This is a genomic window from Streptomyces sp. NPDC051822, from assembly GCF_044452745.1.
GTDB lineage: Bacteria > Actinomycetota > Actinomycetes > Streptomycetales > Streptomycetaceae > Streptomyces.
The window spans coordinates 728,094-747,101 of the sequence record NZ_JBITBZ010000002.1; the positions used below are offsets into that span (position 1 = coordinate 728,094).

11 protein-coding genes are annotated in these 19,008 nt (G+C 73.6%); 6 read left to right on the forward strand and 5 right to left on the reverse strand.

Features of this window, described 5'->3' with window-relative positions:
• The first annotated feature begins 35 nt into the window (after positions 1-35).
• The 5 genes from ACIA8N_RS09135 to glgP all read left to right on the forward strand — a co-directional run bounded on the left by ACIA8N_RS09135 (position 36) and on the right by glgP (position 8,044).
• Positions 36-1,460: a 4-hydroxyphenylacetate 3-hydroxylase N-terminal domain-containing protein gene (locus ACIA8N_RS09135; protein ID WP_365786368.1), complete on the forward strand. Its 1,425-nt coding sequence runs from the start codon at positions 36-38 to the stop codon at positions 1,458-1,460.
• A complete protein-coding gene (locus tag ACIA8N_RS09140; protein WP_365786370.1) occupies positions 1,457-2,869 on the forward strand; it encodes an MFS transporter in 1,413 nt (470 codons plus the stop codon). The genes ACIA8N_RS09135 and ACIA8N_RS09140 overlap by 4 nt, the downstream gene beginning before the upstream one ends.
• Positions 2,870-2,909: 40 nt before the next feature.
• Positions 2,910-4,016, forward strand: a complete 1,107-nt coding sequence (locus ACIA8N_RS09145) for a monodechloroaminopyrrolnitrin synthase PrnB family protein (RefSeq protein ID WP_365786373.1) — start codon at positions 2,910-2,912, stop codon at positions 4,014-4,016.
• A 22-nt stretch (positions 4,017-4,038) separates the two neighbouring features.
• Positions 4,039-5,364 carry an FAD-dependent monooxygenase gene (locus tag ACIA8N_RS09150; RefSeq protein ID WP_365786375.1) on the forward strand — a complete coding sequence of 442 codons (1,326 nt, stop codon included), beginning with the start codon at positions 4,039-4,041 and terminating at the stop codon, positions 5,362-5,364.
• Between the two features lie 127 nt (positions 5,365-5,491).
• Positions 5,492-8,044 carry an alpha-glucan family phosphorylase gene (gene glgP / locus ACIA8N_RS09155; protein WP_365786377.1) on the forward strand — a complete coding sequence of 851 codons (2,553 nt, stop codon included), beginning with the start codon at positions 5,492-5,494 and terminating at the stop codon, positions 8,042-8,044.
• Between the two features lie 126 nt (positions 8,045-8,170).
• Here glgP and ACIA8N_RS09160 read toward each other — a convergent pair whose 3' ends face one another.
• Positions 8,171-10,201 (reverse strand): M4 family metallopeptidase, encoded by a 2,031-nt coding sequence (locus ACIA8N_RS09160; protein ID WP_365780376.1) that lies wholly within the window; start codon positions 10,199-10,201, stop codon positions 8,171-8,173.
• 222 nt (positions 10,202-10,423) lie between these two features.
• Positions 10,424-11,344 (reverse strand): TetR/AcrR family transcriptional regulator C-terminal domain-containing protein, encoded by a 921-nt coding sequence (locus tag ACIA8N_RS09165; protein ID WP_365780377.1) that lies wholly within the window; start codon positions 11,342-11,344, stop codon positions 10,424-10,426.
• A gap of 124 nt (positions 11,345-11,468) precedes the next feature.
• On the opposite strand from ACIA8N_RS09165, the gene ACIA8N_RS09170 reads away from it, so the two are divergent.
• Complete coding sequence (locus tag ACIA8N_RS09170; protein ID WP_365780378.1) at positions 11,469-12,971, forward strand: MFS transporter; 1,503 nt, start codon at positions 11,469-11,471, stop codon at positions 12,969-12,971.
• A gap of 49 nt (positions 12,972-13,020) precedes the next feature.
• Here ACIA8N_RS09170 and ACIA8N_RS09175 read toward each other — a convergent pair whose 3' ends face one another.
• The 3 genes from ACIA8N_RS09175 to glgX all read right to left on the reverse strand — a co-directional run bounded on the left by ACIA8N_RS09175 (position 13,021) and on the right by glgX (position 18,905).
• A complete protein-coding gene (locus tag ACIA8N_RS09175; RefSeq protein ID WP_365780379.1) occupies positions 13,021-14,835 on the reverse strand; it encodes an ABC transporter ATP-binding protein in 1,815 nt (604 codons plus the stop codon).
• The gene (locus ACIA8N_RS09180) at positions 14,832-16,643 is read right to left on the reverse strand and encodes an ABC transporter ATP-binding protein (RefSeq protein ID WP_365780380.1); all 1,812 of its coding nucleotides are present in this window, start codon (positions 16,641-16,643) and stop codon (positions 14,832-14,834) included. Before ACIA8N_RS09180 ends, ACIA8N_RS09175 begins: the two co-directional genes overlap by 4 nt.
• 63 nt (positions 16,644-16,706) lie before the next feature.
• The gene (glgX, locus tag ACIA8N_RS09185) at positions 16,707-18,905 is read right to left on the reverse strand and encodes a glycogen debranching protein GlgX (RefSeq protein WP_365780381.1); all 2,199 of its coding nucleotides are present in this window, start codon (positions 18,903-18,905) and stop codon (positions 16,707-16,709) included.
• Between the last annotated feature and the right edge of the window lie 103 nt (positions 18,906-19,008).

Sequence of the window (19,008 nt, forward strand, 5' to 3'; positions counted from 1 at the left end):
CAGAGCCGTGACACCCGAGGAGAGGCGATACACCGGTGACGAGGTGCGGGCAGGAGTATCTGGAGGGGCTGCGCGACGGGCGCGAGGTCTGGCTCGACGGGGAACGGGTCAAGGACGTCACCGCCCACCCCGCCTTCCGGTCCGCCGCGGCCTCCTTCGCCGGCCTCCACGACCTCGCCGACGACCCCGCGCACCGCCCCGTCCTCGTCCAGGGCGGAGTGCGCCGCGCCTACGCCGTGCCCCGCTCGTACGAGGACCTCGTCGCCCGCCGCCAGGCCTTCCGCACGACCGCCGAGGCGAGCTACGGCTACCTGGGCCGTACCCCCGACTACATGGCGGCCGGCGCGGCCGGGTTCGCCGCCGCGCCCGACGTCTTCACCGGCGGGACCTTCGACGGCGCCGAACACGCCCTCGCCTTCCACCGCCGGCTCGCCGAGGGCGACCTGCACGCCGCCTTCACCCTCGGCAACCCCGGCGGGGGCGAGGACGACCGGACCCTGCGGGTCGTCGCCGAACGGGACGGCGGGATCGTCGTCCGGGGCGCCAAGACCGTCGGCACCGGCGCCGTCTTCGCCGACGAGATCCTCGTCGGCACCATCGAACCCCTCGCCCCCGACGACACCGCGCACGCGCTGACCTTCTCCGTACGCCCCGACGCCCCCGGCCTGAGACTGATCTCCCGCACCTCCTACGAGGAACGCTCCCGGTCCGTCTTCGACCACCCGCTCTCCTCCCGGTACGACGAGAACGACGCCATGCTGGTCTGCGAGGACGTCTTCGTGCCCTGGGAACGGGTCCTCACCTACCGCGACCCGGCCACCACCGGCGCGATCTGGTGGCAGACCCCCGCCTACCTCAACTTCGTCCACCAGGCCGCCACCCGCTTCTGGACGAAGCTGGAGTTCCTCACCGGCCTGGCGATCCTCATCACCCGCTCCCACGGGACCGAGCAGCTGCCGCCCGTCGTCCAGGCCGTCGGCCGCCTCCTCGGCATGGTCGCCCAGGCCAAGGCGTTCGTCCTCGCCGCCGAGGCCTCGTACGAGGAGGTCGACGGCGGCCGCGGCGGCGTCCGGCCCGGGCAGGAGATCTCCCACGCCCAGCGGATCATGGCCGGCGAGCTCTACCCCCGCGCCGTCCAGGACATCAAGCTCCTCGCGGGCGGAGCCCTCGTCCAGCTCCCCGCGAGCGGCCGCGACCTCCTCCACCCCGAACTCGGGCCGCTGGTCCGCCAGTACTTCGGCACCCCCGGCCACCCCGCGGAGGACCGCCTCAAACTCCTCAAACTCGCCTGGGACGCCCTCGGTTCGGAGTTCGCGGGCCGCCACGAGCAGTACGAGCGCTTCTACCACGGCGCCCCGCACGTCTACCTGACCATGCAGGCCAGGGCCGGGGCCGCCGAGAGGTGCGAGAGCCTCGCGCAGGCCTGCCTCGACGGGTACGGCCTGGGGACGACCCGGTGACGACACCGCACGCGGCGCCCCGGCGCGGGGCGCTCCTCCTGCTCGCCGCCACCCAGCTGCTCCTGATCACGGACACCGCGATCGTCAACGTCGCCCTGCCCTCCGTCGGCGAGGACCTCGGCTCCGGCTCCGCGGGCCTCTCCTGGGTCGCCAACGCCTACCTCATCACCTTCGGCGGACTGCTCCTCCTCGGAGGCCGCGCCGCCGACCTCCTCGGCCACCGGCGCGTCTTCCTCGGCGGCCTCGGCGTCCTCGCCGTCGCCTCCGCCGCCGGTGGTCTCGCGCCCGGCGCCGGCGCCCTCGTCGCCGCCCGCGCCGCCCAGGGCGCCGGCGCCGCCCTCGCCGCGTCCGCCGCCTTCGCCCTGCTGCTCCTGCTGTTCCCCGACGGCCCCGCCCGCCACCGGGCCCTCGGCGCGTTCGCCGCCATGGGCGGCCTCGGCGGAGTCCTCGGCACGGTCCTCGGCGGCGTCCTCACCGACCTCCTCGGCTGGCGCTCCACGTTCTGGCTGAACGTGCCGCTCGCCGCCGTGCTCGCCCTTCTCGCCCTCCGGGTCCTCGACGGCCGCCCCGGCCGCCTCCGCCCCGGCGGACTCGACCTCGCGGGGGCGGCCACCGCGACCGCGGGACTCGGTCTCCTCGCCTACGCGCTCGTCGGCGCGGCGGAGACCGGCTGGCTGTCCGCCCGCACCCTCACCGCCGGAGGAGCGGGCGTCGCCCTGCTGCTCGCCTTCGCCGCCGTCGAGACCCGGGCCGCCGCGCCGCTCGTCCCGCCCGCGGTCCTCACCCGCCCCGCGCTCCGGAGCGCCAACGTGCTTGCCGCGCTCGCCCAGACGACGCTGTTCCCGATGTTCTTCCTGGTCAGCCTCCACCTGCAGAGCGTCCTCGGGTACGGGCCCCTCGGCGGCGGCCTCGGCCTGCTGCCGCTGTCGCTCGTCGTCGTCGCGGTCGCCCCGCAGACCGGCCGGATCATCTTCCGGATAGGGCTGCACCGGGCCATGACCCTCGGCTTCGTCCTGCTGTGCGCCGGCACCCTCTGGCTCGCCCTCGCGCTCACCCCGGACGGCACGTATCCGAGCACCGTCCTCGCCCCCAGCCTCCTGATCGGCGCCGCGCTGCCCCTCGTCATGGTCACCACGAACGTGGCGGCCACGGCGGAGGCCGCGGCCGAGGAGACCGGACTCGCCTCCGGACTCGTCAACACCAGCCAGCAGTTCGGCTCCGTCCTCGGCCTCGCCGTCCTCGTCGCCGTCGCCGCCGCCCGTACCGACGCCGTGGACGCGGCCCGCGCCACCGCCGAGACGGCGGGCCACCGCGCCGCCCTCCTCACGGGCGCCGCGGCCGCCGCCCTGGCCGCCCTGCTCTCCGTCCGCCTCCACCTGCCGAAACCGGCCCCGACCCCCGTCCCCTGACCACAGGCGAACGAGCCTCCAAGAGGAAAGGAGCGTCGCCGTGTTCGGCGATCTGCTTCACACGACCGAGGACATACGCGCCGCCGACCCCCTCGGCGCCGACGCCCTGCTCGCCGCCGTGCCGGCGATGAACGCGGCGGCCGACGTGCCCGCGCTGACCGTCGCGCTGCGCGCCCTGCTGCCGGACCTGGACCGGGCCGCCGAATGGAGCGTCGACGGCGCCCTCGCGGCCATGCGGGACCTCGGCATCCTGCTGGGCTCCCTGAAACGGCACGGTGTGCAGCCGCTCACCGCCGTCCCCGAGGCGCTCCCCGTCCTCGAACTCCTCGGCCGCCGGACCGACATGGTGCCCCGGGACACCGTCCACCACTACACGACCTGGAACCCGGTCGGCCCCCGCCGCCGCTCCTACACCGGCCATCCCACGGAGGCCCTCCTCCAGGAATCCGTGCGGATGGTGCTCCCCGGCCTCGTCGCCGCGCTCGACGACTGCGGCCGGATCGCCCGCCTCGAACCGTACGACCCGGGGTTCGCGGCGGCCCTCGACCGGGTGGCCCGCCACGTGCGGGCGATGGTCGACTCGATCGACCTGACCGTGGCCCGGGTCCCGCCCGAGTACTTCGCCCTCACCCTGCGCCCGTACTACGAGGAGATCGAGATCGCGGGCCGCGACTACCTGGGCCCGGCCGCCGCCCAGGTGCCGCTCTGGCTGGTCGACCTGACGCTCTGGCAGTGCGACCGGCCGGACCCCGCCTACGACGCCTTCCTCGCCGAGGCGGTGCCGTACGCGCTGCCGGCCTGGCGCGCGTTCCACACCCGGCACCGGGGCGGGGTGTCCGCCGTGAGCAAGCTGTCCGCCGCGGTGAGCTGGGAGGGCGCGGACCGGCTGCCGCCCTCGCTCACCGCCTCCGCGGAGGCACTGGGCCGGGTGCTGCGCGTCCTGAAGACCTTCCGCGCCCGGCACCTCGGCATCGCCCGCAAGGCGTACAGCGAGGACGTACGCCTGTACGAGGAGGGCAGCGGCGGGGCCCCGGTCGCGCTGCTGCGCTCGGTCCTGGACCTGACCAGGGAGAACGAGACCATGGTGCGCCGCGCGACCGTGCGGCGCCGTCCCGCAGGGGCCCCAGTCGGGCCGTCGGCCGCGTAGCGGCGCCGAAGGAGCAGTCGAGATGTCCCCCCACACCTATGGTCAGAGCCCGCACATCGTGATCGCCGGCGGCGGCATCGCGGGCCTCACCGCCGCCCTCGCCCTGCACGCCGCCGGTTTCGAGCGGGTGACCGTCGTCGAGGCGGCGCCCGCGATCCGCCCGCTCGGCGCCGGGCTCAACCTGATGCCGAACGCGGTCCGCGAACTGGCCGCACTCGGCCTGCTCGACGCCCTGGAGGCGGGCGCCGTGCGCACCCGCGAGCTGCGCTACTACCACCGCTCCGGCGGGCTGATATCCCGGGAGCCGCGCGGCCTCGGCGCGGGCTACCGCTGGCCGCAGCTCTCCGTCCACCGCGGGCACCTCCAGCAGGTCCTGGCAGGCGCCGTACGGGCCAGGCTCGGGGCGGCGGCGCTCGTCACCGGGGTCCGGGTGTGCGGGGTGGAGCCGCTGCCGGACGGCAGGCCCCGGCTGCGGCTCGAACACCGGGAGGGCGCCGTCCGGGGCCGGGCCTCGCTCGTCCCCGACGTCCTCGTGGGCGCCGACGGCATCCGCTCGGCGGTGCGGGCGGCCCTGCACCCGGCGGAGGGCGGACCGCAGTGGAACGGGATGCTGGTGTGGCGGGGAGTCTCCCGGATGCCGGCGCGGGCGGTGGGCTCGTTCATGCTCATCGCGGGCGACGACCGGCAGAAGGCCGTGGTGTACCCGATGAGCCGGCCGGCCGGTCAGAGCCGGGAGGTCCTGGTGAACTGGGCGCTCGCCAGGCCCGCGGAGCCCGACGGCGCCCCGCCGGAGGAACGGCTGCGCGGGGACTGGGACCGCACCGTCCCCGTGGAGACGTTCCTGCCGTTCTACGAGGGCTGGGAGTTCGACGGCGTCAGCGTCCCCGACGTGCTGCGCGCCGCCGACTCCGCGCACGAGTACCCGATGGTCGACCGCGACCCGCTCGACCGCTGGACCCACGGCCGCACCACCCTCGTGGGCGACGCCGCCCACGCCATGTACCCCGTCGGCTCCAACGGGGCCACCCAGTCGATCGTCGACGCGCGCGCCCTCGCCCACGCCCTCGCCCGGCACTCCGACGACCCCGCCGAGGGCCTCGCCGCGTACGAGCGCGAACGCCGGCCGGTCACCACCGCGCTCCAGCGCGCCAACCGGGAACGCGGCCCCGAGGTCGTCATCGACCTCGCGCACGCGCGCGCCCCGCACGGCTTCACCGACATCCACGAGGTCATCCCCGCCGACGAACTCGCCGCCATCGCCGGCCGGTACGCCGCCACGGGCGCCTTCGACCCGACGACCGTCAACCAGGGCTCCCCGTACGAGGTGCCGCTCCCCGCCACCGGCTGACCGCGCCGCCGCGCCCCCCACGCGCCGTGGTCCCGCGGCGGCCCGTGCCCTAACGTCGGAGCGGAACGACGGACGCACAGCGTGGTGCGTCCACTCCGCTCCGTACTCGCCTGCGAAGGTGGACAGCGTGAAGGCAATCCGTCGATTCACCGTGCGTCCCGTCCTCCCCGACACCCTTCGACCCCTCGCCGACCTCGCGCACAACCTGCGCTGGTCCTGGCACGAACCCACCCGCGCGCTCTTCGCCGCGCTCTCCCCGCAGAGCCCGCCGGGCGCCGACCCCGTCCGGATCCTCGGCACCCTCGAAGCCGCCCGGCTCACCGCGCTCGCCGCCGACCAGGACTTCCTGGCCCGGCTGCGCGCCGCCGCCGACGACCTCGACGCCTATCTCCACGCCCCCCGCTGGTACCAGGAGCAGTCCGGCGCGCCCGCGGCCCTGGCCTACTTCTCGCCCGAGTTCGGCGTCACCGCCGCCCTGCCCCAGTACTCCGGCGGCCTCGGCATCCTCGCCGGCGACCACCTCAAGTCCGCGAGCGACCTCGGCGTCCCCCTGATCGGCGTCGGACTGCTCTACCGGCACGGCTACTTCCGCCAGTCCCTCGCCCGGGACGGCTGGCAGCAGGAGCAGTACCCCGTCCTCGACCCCGGCGAACTGCCCGTCACCCTGCTCCGCGAGGCCGACGGCACCCCCGCCCGGATCACCCTCGACCTGCCCGGCGGGCGCCGCCTGCACGCGCACCTGTGGATCGCCCAGGTCGGCCGCGTCCCGCTCCTCATGCTCGACTCCGACGTCGAGGAGAACGCCCCCGGCGAACGCGGCGTCACCGACCGGCTGTACGGCGGCGGCAGCGAGCACCGGCTGCTCCAGGAGATGCTGCTCGGCATCGGCGGAGTCCGCGCCGTCCGCACGTACACCCGGCTCACCGGCACCCCGGACCCCGAGGTCTTCCACACCAACGAGGGCCACGCCGGCTTCCTCGGCCTCGAACGGATCCGAGAACTCCAGGGCGAGGGGCTCGACTTCGACAGCGCCCTGGAGACCGTCAGGGCCGGGACGGTCTTCACCACCCACACCCCCGTCCCCGCAGGCATCGACCGCTTCGACCGGGGCCTGGTCGCCCGCCACCTCGGCGAGGACGGCGCGCTCCCCGGGGTCGACACCGGGCGGATCCTCGCCCTCGGCGACGAGATCCCGCTCGGCGGCGAGCCCGGCGTCTTCAACATGGCCGCCATGGGCCTGCGCCTCGCCCAGCGCGCCAACGGCGTCTCCACCCTCCACGGAGCCGTCAGCCGCGCCATGTTCGCCGGGCTGTGGCCGGGCTTCGACGCCGAGGAGGTGCCGATCACCTCGATCACCAACGGTGTCCACGCCCCCACCTGGGTCGCCCCCGAGGTCGGCCGGCTCGGCCCCGACGCGAGCGACAGCGAGCTGTGGGAGCTGCGCCGCACGCTGCGCGAACGGCTCGTGACCGACGTACGGGAACGCCTTCGCGCCTCCTGGCGGCAGCGCGGGGCCGCCGCCGCGGAACTCGGCTGGACCGACTCCGTCCTCGACCCCGACGTCCTCACCATCGGCTTCGCCCGCCGCGTCCCCTCCTACAAGCGGCTCACCCTGATGCTCCGCGACAAGGACCGGCTGCGGGCGCTCCTTCTCCACCCCGAGCGTCCGGTGCAGCTCGTCGTCGCCGGGAAGGCGCACCCCGCCGACGACGGCGGGAAGCGGCTCGTGCAGGAACTCGTCCGGTTCGCCGACGACCCCAGGGTCAGGCACCGGATCGTCTTCCTGCCCGACTACGGCATGGCGATGGCCCGCGACCTCTACCCCGGCTGCGACGTCTGGCTCAACAACCCGCTGCGCCCCCTGGAGGCCTGCGGCACCAGCGGCATGAAGGCCGCCCTCAACGGCTGCCTCAACCTGTCCGTGCTCGACGGCTGGTGGGACGAGTGGTTCGAGCCCGACTTCGGCTGGGCCATCCCCACCGCCGACGGCGCCGCGGCCTCCGACGAGGACCGACGCGACGACCTGGAGGCCGCCGCCCTCTACGAGCTGATCGAACGCCGGGTCGCCCCCCGCTTCTACGACCGGGGCCCCGAGGGGGTGCCCGCGGGATGGACGGCGATGGTCCGGCGCACCCTCGCCGATCTCGGCCCGAAGGTGCTCGCCGACCGGATGGTCCGCGAGTACGTCGAGAGGCTCTACGTGCCCGCCGCCACCGCCCGCCGGGCCCTCACCCCGGCCCGCGCCCGGGACCTCGCCGCCTGGAAGGCCCGGGTCCGGGAGGCCTGGCCCAAGGTGACCGTCGACCACGTCGAGGTCGGCGACGGCCTCGCCGACGACCTCGCGGACGCGGAGCTTGGCGCCACCCCGGTCGTCCGGGTCCGGGTGGCGCTCGGCGCGCTCGGCCCCGACGACGTCGAGGTGCAGGCCGTCACCGGCCGGGTCGATGCCGACGACACCCTCACCGACACCCGTGCCGTCCCGCTGAAGCCGGCGGGCGGCCCGGATCTGGAGGGCAGGCTGACCTACGCCGGCACCCTGGAACTCGACCGCACCGGCTCCTTCGGCTGCACGGTCCGCGTCCGCCCGACCCACCCGCTGCTCGCCCACCCGTCCGAACTCGGCCTGGTGGCCGTGCCGGGAGAGTCGACGGGGGAGGGGGCGGGGGTACTGCTGAGGTAGCCCCCTGAGGGCGCCCGCGATCCGTCACGGCACCTCGGCCCGGTCCAGGGTGTGCAGCCGCCGTCCGGACGTGCGGACGCCCGGAGGGAACGTTCCCTCCGGGCGTCCGCGGCATCGCTTCCGGGGTTACGGGAAGGTCAGCTTGAAGTTGTTGATGTAGCCGGTGTCGATCGAGGCCTTGTCCTGGACGCGGAGCTTCCAGGCACCGTTGGCGACCTCGGAGGAGGCGTTCACGGTGTAGGTGGCGACGATGTTGTCGGCGCTGCCGCCGGAGCGGTTGCTCAGGCTGTAGGCCGAACCGTCCGGGGCGACGAGGTCGACGACCAGGTCACCGCGGTAGGTGTGGACGATGTCCACGTCGACCTTGAGGGTGGAGGGCGCGTTGCCGGTGATGCCGGTGACGTTGACCGTGGAGGTCACCGCGGCGCCGTTGTCCGGGATGGACACGTCGGCCGCGTTCTCGAAGACCTTGCCGACCGGCGGCTCGGTGCCGCCGGGGCGGGTACCGACGTTGACGCCGGCCCAGGCGTGCTGGACCGCGAGCACCTCGGGGCTTCCGGCGCCGTACAGCTCCGTGGCCACCGCGACGGTGCCGGTGCGGGCGCCGGCGTAGTTGGTGGAGGAGTTGAACTTGGTGGTGAGCGCCTTGAACCAGATCAGCGAGGCCTTGTCACGGCCGATGCCGGTGACGGGCAGGCCGTCGGAGGTCGGCGAGTCGTAGTTCACGCCGTTGACGGTCTTGACGCCGCTGCCCTCGGAGAGCAGGTAGTACCAGTGGTTGGCCGGGCCCGACGAGTAGTGGACGTCGACGCTGCCTATGCCGGAGTACCAGTAGTCCTTGGACGAGCCGTCCTTGCTGGGCTTGTCCATGTAGCGCAGCGGGGTGCCGTTGCCGCGGATGTCGATCTTCTCGCCGACGAGGTAGTCGCCCTTGTCCTGGGCGTTGTTGGCGTAGAACTCGACGGCCGCCGCGAAGATGTCCGAGGTGGCCTCGTTGAGGCCGCCGGACTCGCCGCTGTAGACCAGACCGGCGGTGACGGAGGTCAGGCCGTGCGTCATCTCGTGCGCGGCCACGTCGATCGAGGTGAGCGGCTTGGCGTTGGCAGCGCCGTCGCCGTACGTCATGCAGAAGCAGGAGTCCTGCCAGAAGGCGTTGACGTACGCGTTGCCGTAGTGGACCCGGGAGTACGCGCCGACGCCGTCACCGCGGATGCCGGAGCGGCCGTGCACGTTCTTGTAGTAGTCCCAGGTGAGGGCGGCGCCGTAGTGCGCGTCGGCGCCCGCGGTCTCCAGGTTCGACGGGGTGCCGTCGCCCCAGACGTCGTCGGAGCCGGAGAACAGCGTCCCGGTGCCGGACGTACCCCGGTTGAGGTTGTACGTCTTGTGGTTGCCGCGGGTCGTGTCGGTGAGCGTGTACGAGGGCGCGGTGCCGAGGGTGACCGAGCCGCTGTACTGCGTGTTGCCGGTGCCGTTGTGCACGGCCTGCCACTCGTACAGCTTCGCGCCGGTCTTCGCGTCCGTCACGACGTGCAGCTCGTTCGGGGTGCCGTCGTGCTGGAGGCCGCCGACGACGGTCTCGTACGCGAGGACGGGGGCGCCCGAGGCCATCCAGACGACCTTGCGCGGGGCGCGCTCGGCGTCCGTCTCCTTCGAGCCCTCCGCCGTGGCGAGGCCGACGGCCTGCTTCTCGGCGGCGGCCGGGGCGACCGTGGCCGTGAGGTCGACGTTCTTCAGCTCGGCGCGGGAGGACTTGGTGACCGAGGCGGTCGCGCCGGCCTTGGTCTCGGCGACGATCAGGTCACCGCCGAGGACGGGCAGCCCGGCGTAGGTCCGCTCGTAGCGCGTGTGGGTCGTGCCGTCGCGGTCCTGTACGACGTCGCGGACGACCAGCTTCTCCTGGGCGCCGAGGCCGAGGGACTTGGCCGTGGCGGCCTTGTCGGCGTCGGCCGCCTTGATGAGCGCGGTGCGCTCGGCGGGGGTGAGGTCGGCCGGGAGCTTGCCGGGGTTCGCCGAGGTGCCCTGCTGGGCCTTGGGGGCGATGGTCCAGGAATCGTCGGCCGCGGTGGCGGATCCGGTCTGGACGCTCACGGCGAGCATGGCGGCGGCAGCGATCAGAGCGCCGGTCGCGGTGGCGCGACGGCTGGGCGTGGATCTCACGCAGACTCCTTCTTGCGAGGGGGGTACCGGCGGACTGGGTGGGGTCCGTCCGGGCGGAGCAAGCAGAGCTGTGGAGCACGTTCAGGTGACGCGGAAGCCGTTCGGGTGAAGCGCCGAACGTTGGTGCGAGTTGGGGAGAGAGTGGCAGGGCTGACGGGGACCTGTCAGGAGTGCGGCGGGAAGTTGGCCAAAATTCGTCCGCTGCCCGTACGCCCGTGTTCGTTAACCGGACGTTTCGTCGATCATGGCCGCGATGCCGTCCAGCGTTCGCCGAAGCCCGAATTCGAAGAGCGACTCCAGGTCCAGACCGAAGTCGCCACCGCTGGTCACCGCTTCCAGCTCGGGGTACGAGCCGCTCGCCTGGATCGCGTCGTGCCGTGGCTCATTCTGTTCCATCCACTCGCCGTCGGAGATCCCCGTGTCCTGGCGCGCCTGCTCCTCCAGGTCGTCGGCCATCGCCAGGCCCTGCACGTACGCGAAGACCAGCAGATGCGTGTGCAGCTTCTCCGTGGACGTCAGCGGAGTCCCCCGCAGCGACTTCAGCACCCACTCCAGGTACGCCAGCGCGTTCGGCGTCGCCACCGGCCGCGTGAACGAGGCCATCGCGTGGGCCATCCAGCGGTGCCGGCGGTACATCCCGCGCAGCCAGCGCGCGCCCTGTTCGAGGCCCGTCCGCCACTCCTTCGGCGCGGGCCCCAACGGCACCTCCCCGCACGCCGCGTCCGTCATCAGGCGCACCAGCTCCGCCTTTCCCGGCACATGGCGGTACAACGCCATCGTCGACACCCCGAGCGCCGTCGCCAGCCGGCGCATCGTCAGGGCGTGCAGCCCCTCGGCGTCGGCCAGCGCGAGTGCCGCCTCGACCAGCCGCTCCCTCGACAGCGGCTCGGTGCCCGGGTCCCCCTTGAGGTGCGCGTTCGGGGCCGCCGGGGTCACCACCACCGTGCCCACGCCCGGTTCCGGCCGCACCAGGCCCTCCTGGCGCAGCACCCCCAGCGCCTTCGTGGCCGTCGCCATCGCCACGCCCCACTCGCGGGTGATGGCCCGCGTCGACGGCACCCGGTCGCCCGGGGACAGCTCGCCGGACCGGACGCGGCGGCGGAGTTCCGCGGCGATGGCCAGGTAGGGCGGTTCGGTCGTCACGGGGCGGAGTGTACTAGTGCGCTATGACGTCGTACACCGCGGAGTCGTGGGGAATTGTGCGCTGCCACGACGGCGTACTAGGGCGGGCGTGGCGGCGTACGCACGTCCCTGCTTCTCTCCCCGCATGACCTCACTCACGACGAACCCCGGAGCCGGATCCGGCCCCGGACCAGCCGCCCGTGCCGGCCGCCGCGAATGGACCGCCCTCGGCGTCCTCATGCTGCCCCTCCTCCTCGTCTCCATGGACATCTCCGTCCTCTACTTCGCGATCCCCTCCATCGCCGCCGACCTGCGCCCCGGCGCCACCGAGCAGCTGTGGATCCTCGACATGTACGGCTTCGTCCTCGCCGGACTCCTCATCACCATGGGCGCCCTCGGCGACCGCATCGGCCGCCGCAGGCTCCTCCTCGGCGGCGCCGCCCTCTTCGGTCTCGCCTCCGTCGCCGCCGCCTACGCCCACAGTCCCGGCACCCTCATCGCCGCCCGCGCGCTCCTCGGCGTCGCCGGCGCCTGCCTCATGCCGTCCACGCTCGCCCTCATCCGCACCCTGTTCCACGACCCGGCCCAGCGCGCCAAGGCCGTCACCCTGTGGACCGCCGTCATGGCGAGCGGCATCTCGTTCGGACCCGTCGTCAGCGGGGCCCTCCTCGAACACTTCTGGTGGGGGTCCGTCTTCCTGCTCAACCTCCCCGCCATGGCCCTGCTCCTCGTCCTGGGGCCGATACTGCTTCCCGAGTCCAAGGGGGCCCCCGGCGGCGGGCGCTTCGACCTGCTCAGTGCGCTGCTCTCCCTGGCCGCGCTGCTGCCCCTCATCCACGGCGTCAAGGAGCTCGCCCAGGACGGGTGGGCGCCGGTGCCCGCCCTCGGTGTCACCGGGGGGCTTGTCCTTGTTCTCGTGTTCGTGCGCCGGCAGGCCCGTCTCGCCCATCCGATGGTCGACCTCGGCCTCGTCCGGACCCGCGCCTACGGCGGCTCCGTTCTCGTCAACCTGCTCGCCATGGTCGCGACCGTCGGCTTCGCCGTCTTCCTCACCCAGTACCTGCAGTCCGTCCTCGGCCAGAGCCCCTTCGAGGCCGCGCTCTGGAGCCTCGTCCCCACCGGCGGCGTCCTCGTCGCCGCGCCGGTGGCCGCGGCGCTCGCCCGGCGGGTCGACCGCGCGTACGTCATGGGCGGCGGGTTCCTCGCCGCGGCGGGCGGCTTCGCCTGGCTCGCCGGGGTCGACCGCGCCACGCCGCTGTGGGTCGTGCTCGTCGGCGGCGCCGTCTATGCCTCCGGGCTCGTCTCCGCGATGACCCTCGCCAACGAACTCGCCCTCGGCGCCGCGCCGCCCGAGCGCGCCGGTTCCGCCGCCGCCGTCCTCGAATCGGGGCAGGAGCTGGGCGGGGCGCTCGGGATGGCCGTCCTCGGGTCCGTGGGTGCCGCCGTCTACAGCGCCGCGATGCCCTCGTCCGCGCCTGCCGTCGCGCGGGAGACGCTCGGGGGTGCGCTCGGGTTTCCCGGGCCTGTGTTGGACGCTGCGCGGAGCGCCTTCGTCGAGGCCATGGGTGGAGCCGCCGTCGCCGCCTCCCTGCTGATGCTTGTCGCGGCTGGGGTGTCGGTCGCCTTGTTGCGGGGGGTGCGTGCCTGACGGTCGTGGGCCGTGGGGGCCGTTCCGGGCCCCCACTGCGGTCTCGTCGTCAGCTCACCAGGCTCTCGCGCCATGCCTGGTGCAGGCCCGCGTAGCGGCCCTCGTGCGTGATCAGGTCCGACGGCGTGCCGTCCTCGACGATCCGGCCCGACTCCATCACGAGGACCCGGTCCGCGACCTCCACCGTGGAGAGCCGGTGGGCGATGACCACCGCCGTACGGCCCGCGAGGACCGTGTCCATCGCCCGCTGCACCGCCCGCTCGCCCGGTACGTCGAGGGAGCTGGTCGCCTCGTCCAGGATCAGGACCGCCGGGTCCGCGAGGAGGGCGCGGGCGAAGGCGACGAGTTGGCGCTGGCCCGCCGAGATCCGGCCGCCGCGCTTGCGTACGTCCGTGTCGTAGCCGTCCGGGAGGTTCTCGATGAACTCGTGCGCCCCGATGGCCCTGGCCGCCGCCTCGATCTCCTGCCGGGTCGCGTCCGGGCTGCCGATCGCGATGTTCTCCGCGACCGTGCCGGAGAAGAGGAAGGCCTCCTGCGTGACCATGACGACGCCGCGGCGGAGTTCCGGGGTGGCCAGGTCGCGCAGGTCCACGCCGTCGAGACGCACGGCCCCGTCGGTGGGGTCGTAGAAGCGGGCCAGGAGCTTCGCCAGGGTCGACTTGCCCGCGCCCGTCGCCCCCACGACCGCCACCGTCTGGCCCGGGGGGATCGTCAGGTCGAAGGCCGGCAGGATCTCGCCGCCCGTCCGGTAGGCGAAGGAGACCTTGTCGAAGGTCACCTCGCGGCCCGGAGTGCCCGAGCGGGCCGGGAGGCTCCTGGGTGTCGTCGTCTCCGGCACGCCCGGCTCCTGGGCCAGCAGGCCCGCGATCTTGGTGAGGGACGCCGCCGCCGACTCGTACGAGTTGAGGAACATGCCCAGGCGGTCGATGGGGTCGTACAGGCGCCGCATGTACAGGACCGCCGCCGCCAGGACGCCCAGTTCGAGGGAGCCCGAGGCCACCCGGTAGGCGCCCCACAGGCACATGCCCGCGACGGCCGTGTTCGCCACGAGGCGCGAGCCGACGACGTAGCGGGCCATCTCCAGGAGCGCGTCGCCGTTCGACCGCTCGTGGCGGCGGTTGAGGGTCGCGAACTCCTTGTCGTTGACCGGTTCCCGGCGGAACGCCCGGACCGGGCGGATGCCGTTCATCGTCTCCGCGAACTTCACGATCACGCCCGCTATCGCCGTGGAGCGTTCGGCGTAGACCGCCCCTGCCCGCCTTCGGTAGAGGCGTACGAGGAGGAGGAGGGGGAGGAAACTCGCTATCGCCACCGCTCCGATGCCCAGGTCCAGCCAGAGGAGGATGAGGGAGATCGAGACGAAGGAGAGGACCACGCCGATCAGTTCCTGGAGGCCCTCGGAGAGGAGTTCCTGGAGGGATTCGACGTCCGTGGTCGAGCGGGAGATCAGCCGGCCCGAGGTGTAGCGCTCGTGGAAGTCGACGCTGAGGACCTGGGCGTGGCGGAAGATCCGGCCGCGCAGATCGAGCAGGACGTCCTGGTTGATGCGGGCCGCGCCACGGACGAAGACGTACTGCAGGACGCCCGAGAGCGTCGCGCAGAGGAGGTAGCCCAGTGCCACCGCGATGACGGGGCCGTGGTCGCCGGCGCGGAAGGCGGGGACGCCCCGGTCGATGGCGTACGCGACGAGCAGCGGGCCCGCCTGGATCGCCCCCTCCTTGACCAGGATCACCAGTGCGGCGAAGGCGACGCGCGTGCGGTGGGTCGCGAGGAGCGAGCGGAGCAGCGCGGCCGTCGCTCCCGGGGGCGACGGCAGGTCGTCGCGGTCGAAGGGGTCGGTGCGGTCGGTCGTGGTGTCCGTCATCGGTCCTCGGTCCCCTTGTCCTCGCCCGACATCAGCCAGGCGTACTCCTCACTGGTCCGCAGCAGTTCCTGGTGCGTGCCCACGGCCGCGATCCGGCCCCGGGACAGCAGCGCCACCCGGTCGGCCAGCATCACCGTCGACGGGCGGTGTGCCACGACCAGTGCCGTCGTCTCCCGCAGCACCTCCCGGAGGGCCGCCTCGACGCGGGCCTCCGTGTGGACGTCGAGTGCCGAGAGCGGGTCGTCAAGGATCAGGAAGCGGGGGCGGCCGACGACCGCGCGGGCGAGGGCGAGGCGCTGCCGCTGGCCGCCGGACAGGCTCAGGCCCTGTTCGCCGACCTGGGTCCCCGCGCCCTCGGGCAGCCGGTCGACGAACCCGTCGGCCTGCGCCACGCCGAGGGCGCGTCGCAGCTCCGGCTCGCCCGCCTCGTCGCCTGCGCCCATCAGGACGTTCTCCCCGACGCTCGCCGAGAACAGCGTCGGCTCCTCGAAGGCCATCGACACCAGGGACCGCAGGCGCTCCCGCTCCATCAGGGCGATGTCCTCGCCGTCAAGGAGGATGCGGCCGGCGGACGCCTCGTGCAGCCTCGGTACGAGCGCGGTCAGGGTGGTCTTGCCGGAGCCCGTGCCGCCGACCAGGGCCAGGGTCTCCCCGGGGCGGATGTGCAGGTCGATCCCGTCCAGGACCGGTGGGGCGTCCCGCGGCGCGTCCGGGTAGCGGAACGACACGCCCTCGAAGCGCACCCCGCCGGGACCGTCCGTCGTGGTGGCCGTGCGGGCGGGTGCGTCGGGTTCCTCGTCGGCGTCCATCACCTCGAAGTACCGCTCCGTCGCGGTCGCCGCCTCCTGGCTCATCGCGAGCAGGAAGCCGATCGACTCCACCGGCCAGCGCAGCGCCATGGCCGTCGACAGGAACGCGACGAGCGTCCCCGCCGACAGGTCGCCGTCCGCCACCTGCACGGTGCCGAGCACCAGGGCCGCGCCGATGGCCAGTTCCGGTACGACGGTGATGACGGCCCAGATCATGGCGAGCAGCCGGGCCTTGACCAGTTCCGTGCCGCGCAGGGTGCTCGCGAGGTCCCGGAAGGCCAGGGCCTGGCTGCGGTGCCGGCCGAAGCCCTTCACGATCCGGATGCCGAGGACGCTCTCCTCGACGACGGTCGTCAGGTCGCCCACCTGGTCCTGTGCGCGGCGCGCCACCGCCCCGTACCGGCCCTCGAACACCGAGCAGACGATCACCAGGGGGATGACCGGGGTCAGCAGCACCAGGCCGAGCGACCAGTCCTGGGCGAGCAGCAGGACGTAACCCGCGAGGATCGTCACGCCGTTGACCAGGAGGAACGTCAGCGGGAAGGCCAGGAACATGCGGACCAGCATGAGGTCGGTCGTGCCGCGCGAGAGCAGTTGGCCCGACGCCCACCGGTCGTGGAAGGCGATCGGCAGCCGCTGGAGCCTGCCGTACAGGTCGGCCCGCATCCGCGCCTCGACCCCGGCCAGCGGCCGGGCCACCAGCCAGCGCCGGAACCCGAAGAGCACCGCCTCGGTGATCCCGAGCAGCAGGAGGTAGAGGGCTCCGAGCCACACCCCGCCGGGGTCCCGCTCCGCGACGGGCCCGTCCACCAGCCACTTCAGGACGAGGGGGATGACGAGGGACAGGCAGGAGGCGACGACGGCGACGAACGCGGCCGTGAACAGGCGCCTCCGCACGGGCCGTACGTACGGCCAGAGACGGAGCAGCGCCCGTACCGCCGAGCGGTCGGGCGCGGCGGCGGGCGCGGGGGGCTCTGGGGCGACAGGTATCTCGGGCATCAGGTGCGACCTTACGGTTCGCCCCTGACGCGTCTCATCCGGTTTTCCGGTCGGCGCGCGGCCTCACCCCCTGACCCGCAGCAGCACCACCGACCGTGCCCCCACCGTGATCGTCTCCCCGCCCCGGTGCTCCGTGCCGGGGGCGGCGGACTGGTCCTCGCGGGCGGTGTCGACGGTCAGTTCGTACGTCTCCGCCCAGGGCGGGCCCGGGAGGCGGAAGTCGAGGGGCTGCGGGCCCGCGTGGAGGACGGCGAGGAAGCTGTCGTCGGTGATCTGCTCGCCGCGCTCGTCCCGGCCCGGTATGTCGCGGCCCGACAGGTAGAGGGCGATCGTGGCCGTGGGCGCGTACCAGTCCCGCTCGGTCATCTCGGTGCCGTCGGCCCCGAACCAGGCCAGGTCCCGCAGCCCGTCGGCGCCCCGGCCGGAGAAGAAGGCCCTGCGGCGCAGTACCGGGTGGCGGTGGCGCAGGTCGAGCAGGCGGCGGGTGAGGGTGAGGAGGTGGGACCTCCCCGGGTCGTCGGGGAGGGTCCAGTCGACCCAGCCCGTCTCGTTGTCCTGGCAGTAGGCGTTGTTGTTGCCGCCCTGGGTGCGGCCCATCTCGTCGCCCGCGACGAGCATCGGGACGCCGGTGGAGAGGAGGAGGGTCGTGAGGAGGTTGCGCTGCTGGCGCAGGCGCAGGGCGGTGATCTCGGGGTCGTCGGTCTCGCCCTCCGTCCCGCAGTTCCAGGAGCGGTTGTCGTGGGTGCCGTCCCTGTTGCCCTCGCCGTTGGCCTCGTTGTGCTTGCGCTCGTACGTGACGAGGTCCCGCAGGGTGAAGCCGTCGTGCGCGGTGACGAAGTTGACGGAGGCGTACGGCCGGCGCCCGCCCCAGGCGTACAGGTCGCTGGAGCCGGAGAGCCGGTAGCCGAGGTCCCGCACGTCGGGCAGCGCGCCGCGCCAGAAGTCCCGTACGGCGTCCCGGTAGCGGTCGTTCCACTCGGTCCAGAGGGGCGGGAAGGCGCCGACCTGGTAGCCGCCGTTGCCCACGTCCCACGGTTCGGCGATCAGCTTGACCCGGCGCAGGACGGGGTCCTGGGCGATGACCGCGAGGAAGGGGGAGAGCATGTCGACGTCGTGCATGGAGCGGGCGAGCGCCGCCGCCAGGTCGAAGCGGAAGCCGTCGACGCCCATCTCCGTGACCCAGTAGCGCAGGGAGTCGGTGATGAGCCGCAGCACCTGCGGCTGGACGACGTGCAGGGTGTTGCCGCAGCCCGTGTAGTCGGCGTACCGGCGGGCGTCGGACTGGAGCCGGTAGTAGCCCCGGTTGTCGATGCCCTTCAGGGACAGGGTGGGGCCGAACTCGCCCGCCTCCGCGGTGTGGTTGTAGACGACGTCGAGGATGACCTCGATCCCGGCCGCGTGCAGCGCCCGCACCATCCGCTTGAACTCGCCGACCTGCTGCCCGGTCGTCCCCGAGGAGGAGTAGCCGGCGTGCGGGGCGAAGTAGCCGATGGAGTTGTAGCCCCAGTGGTTGCGCAGGCCGCGCCGGAGGAGGTGGTCCTCGTGCGCGAACTGGTGCACCGGCAGCAGCTCCACCGCCGTCACCCCGAGCCCTACGAGGTGCTCGATCGCCGCCGGGTGGGCCAGGCCCGCGTAGGTGCCCCGCAGGTGCTCGGGGATGCCCGGGTGGAGCCGGGTGAAGCCCTTGACGTGCATCTCGTAGATGACCGAGTCCTGCCAGGGCGTCTTGGGTCTGCGGTCGTCGGACCAGTCGTCGTCGTCCTGGACGACGACCCCCTTCGGTACGAACGGTGCGGAGTCCCGCTCGTCGCGGACGGTGTCGGCCACGTGCTGCTGCGGCCAGTCCCTGACGTGCCCGTACACCTCGGGCGGCAGCGTGAAGTCGCCGTCGACGGCCCGCGCGTACGGGTCGAGGAGCAGTTTCGCCGGGTTCCACCGGGCGCCCGTCCACGGGTCCCAGCGGCCGTGCACCCGGTAGCCGTACCGCTGTCCCGCCCCGATCCCGGGCACGAAGCCGTGCCAGATCTCATGGGTCAGCTCGGTCAGCGGCAGCCGCCGCTCCGTCCCGTCGGGGTCGAAGAGGCACAGTTCGACGGCCTCCGCCCCGCCCGCCCACAGGGCGAAGTTGGTGCCCGCGATCCCGTCGGGGCCGACCCGGCAGCGGGCGCCCAGGGGTGTCGGGGCGCCGGGCCACACGGGTGGACCGCCGGCCCGCTCCGGGGCATGCTCCGGTACCGCCTCCTGCTCGGTTGTGCTCGCCACCGTTCCGGCCTCCCGCGGCTCGTCGGGCCCGCACACGGGGGAGCGGCGGCGTCCCGGCCGCCGCTTCCGCGCGTGGTCCTCCTCCTGTTCTGCCCGCACGGGC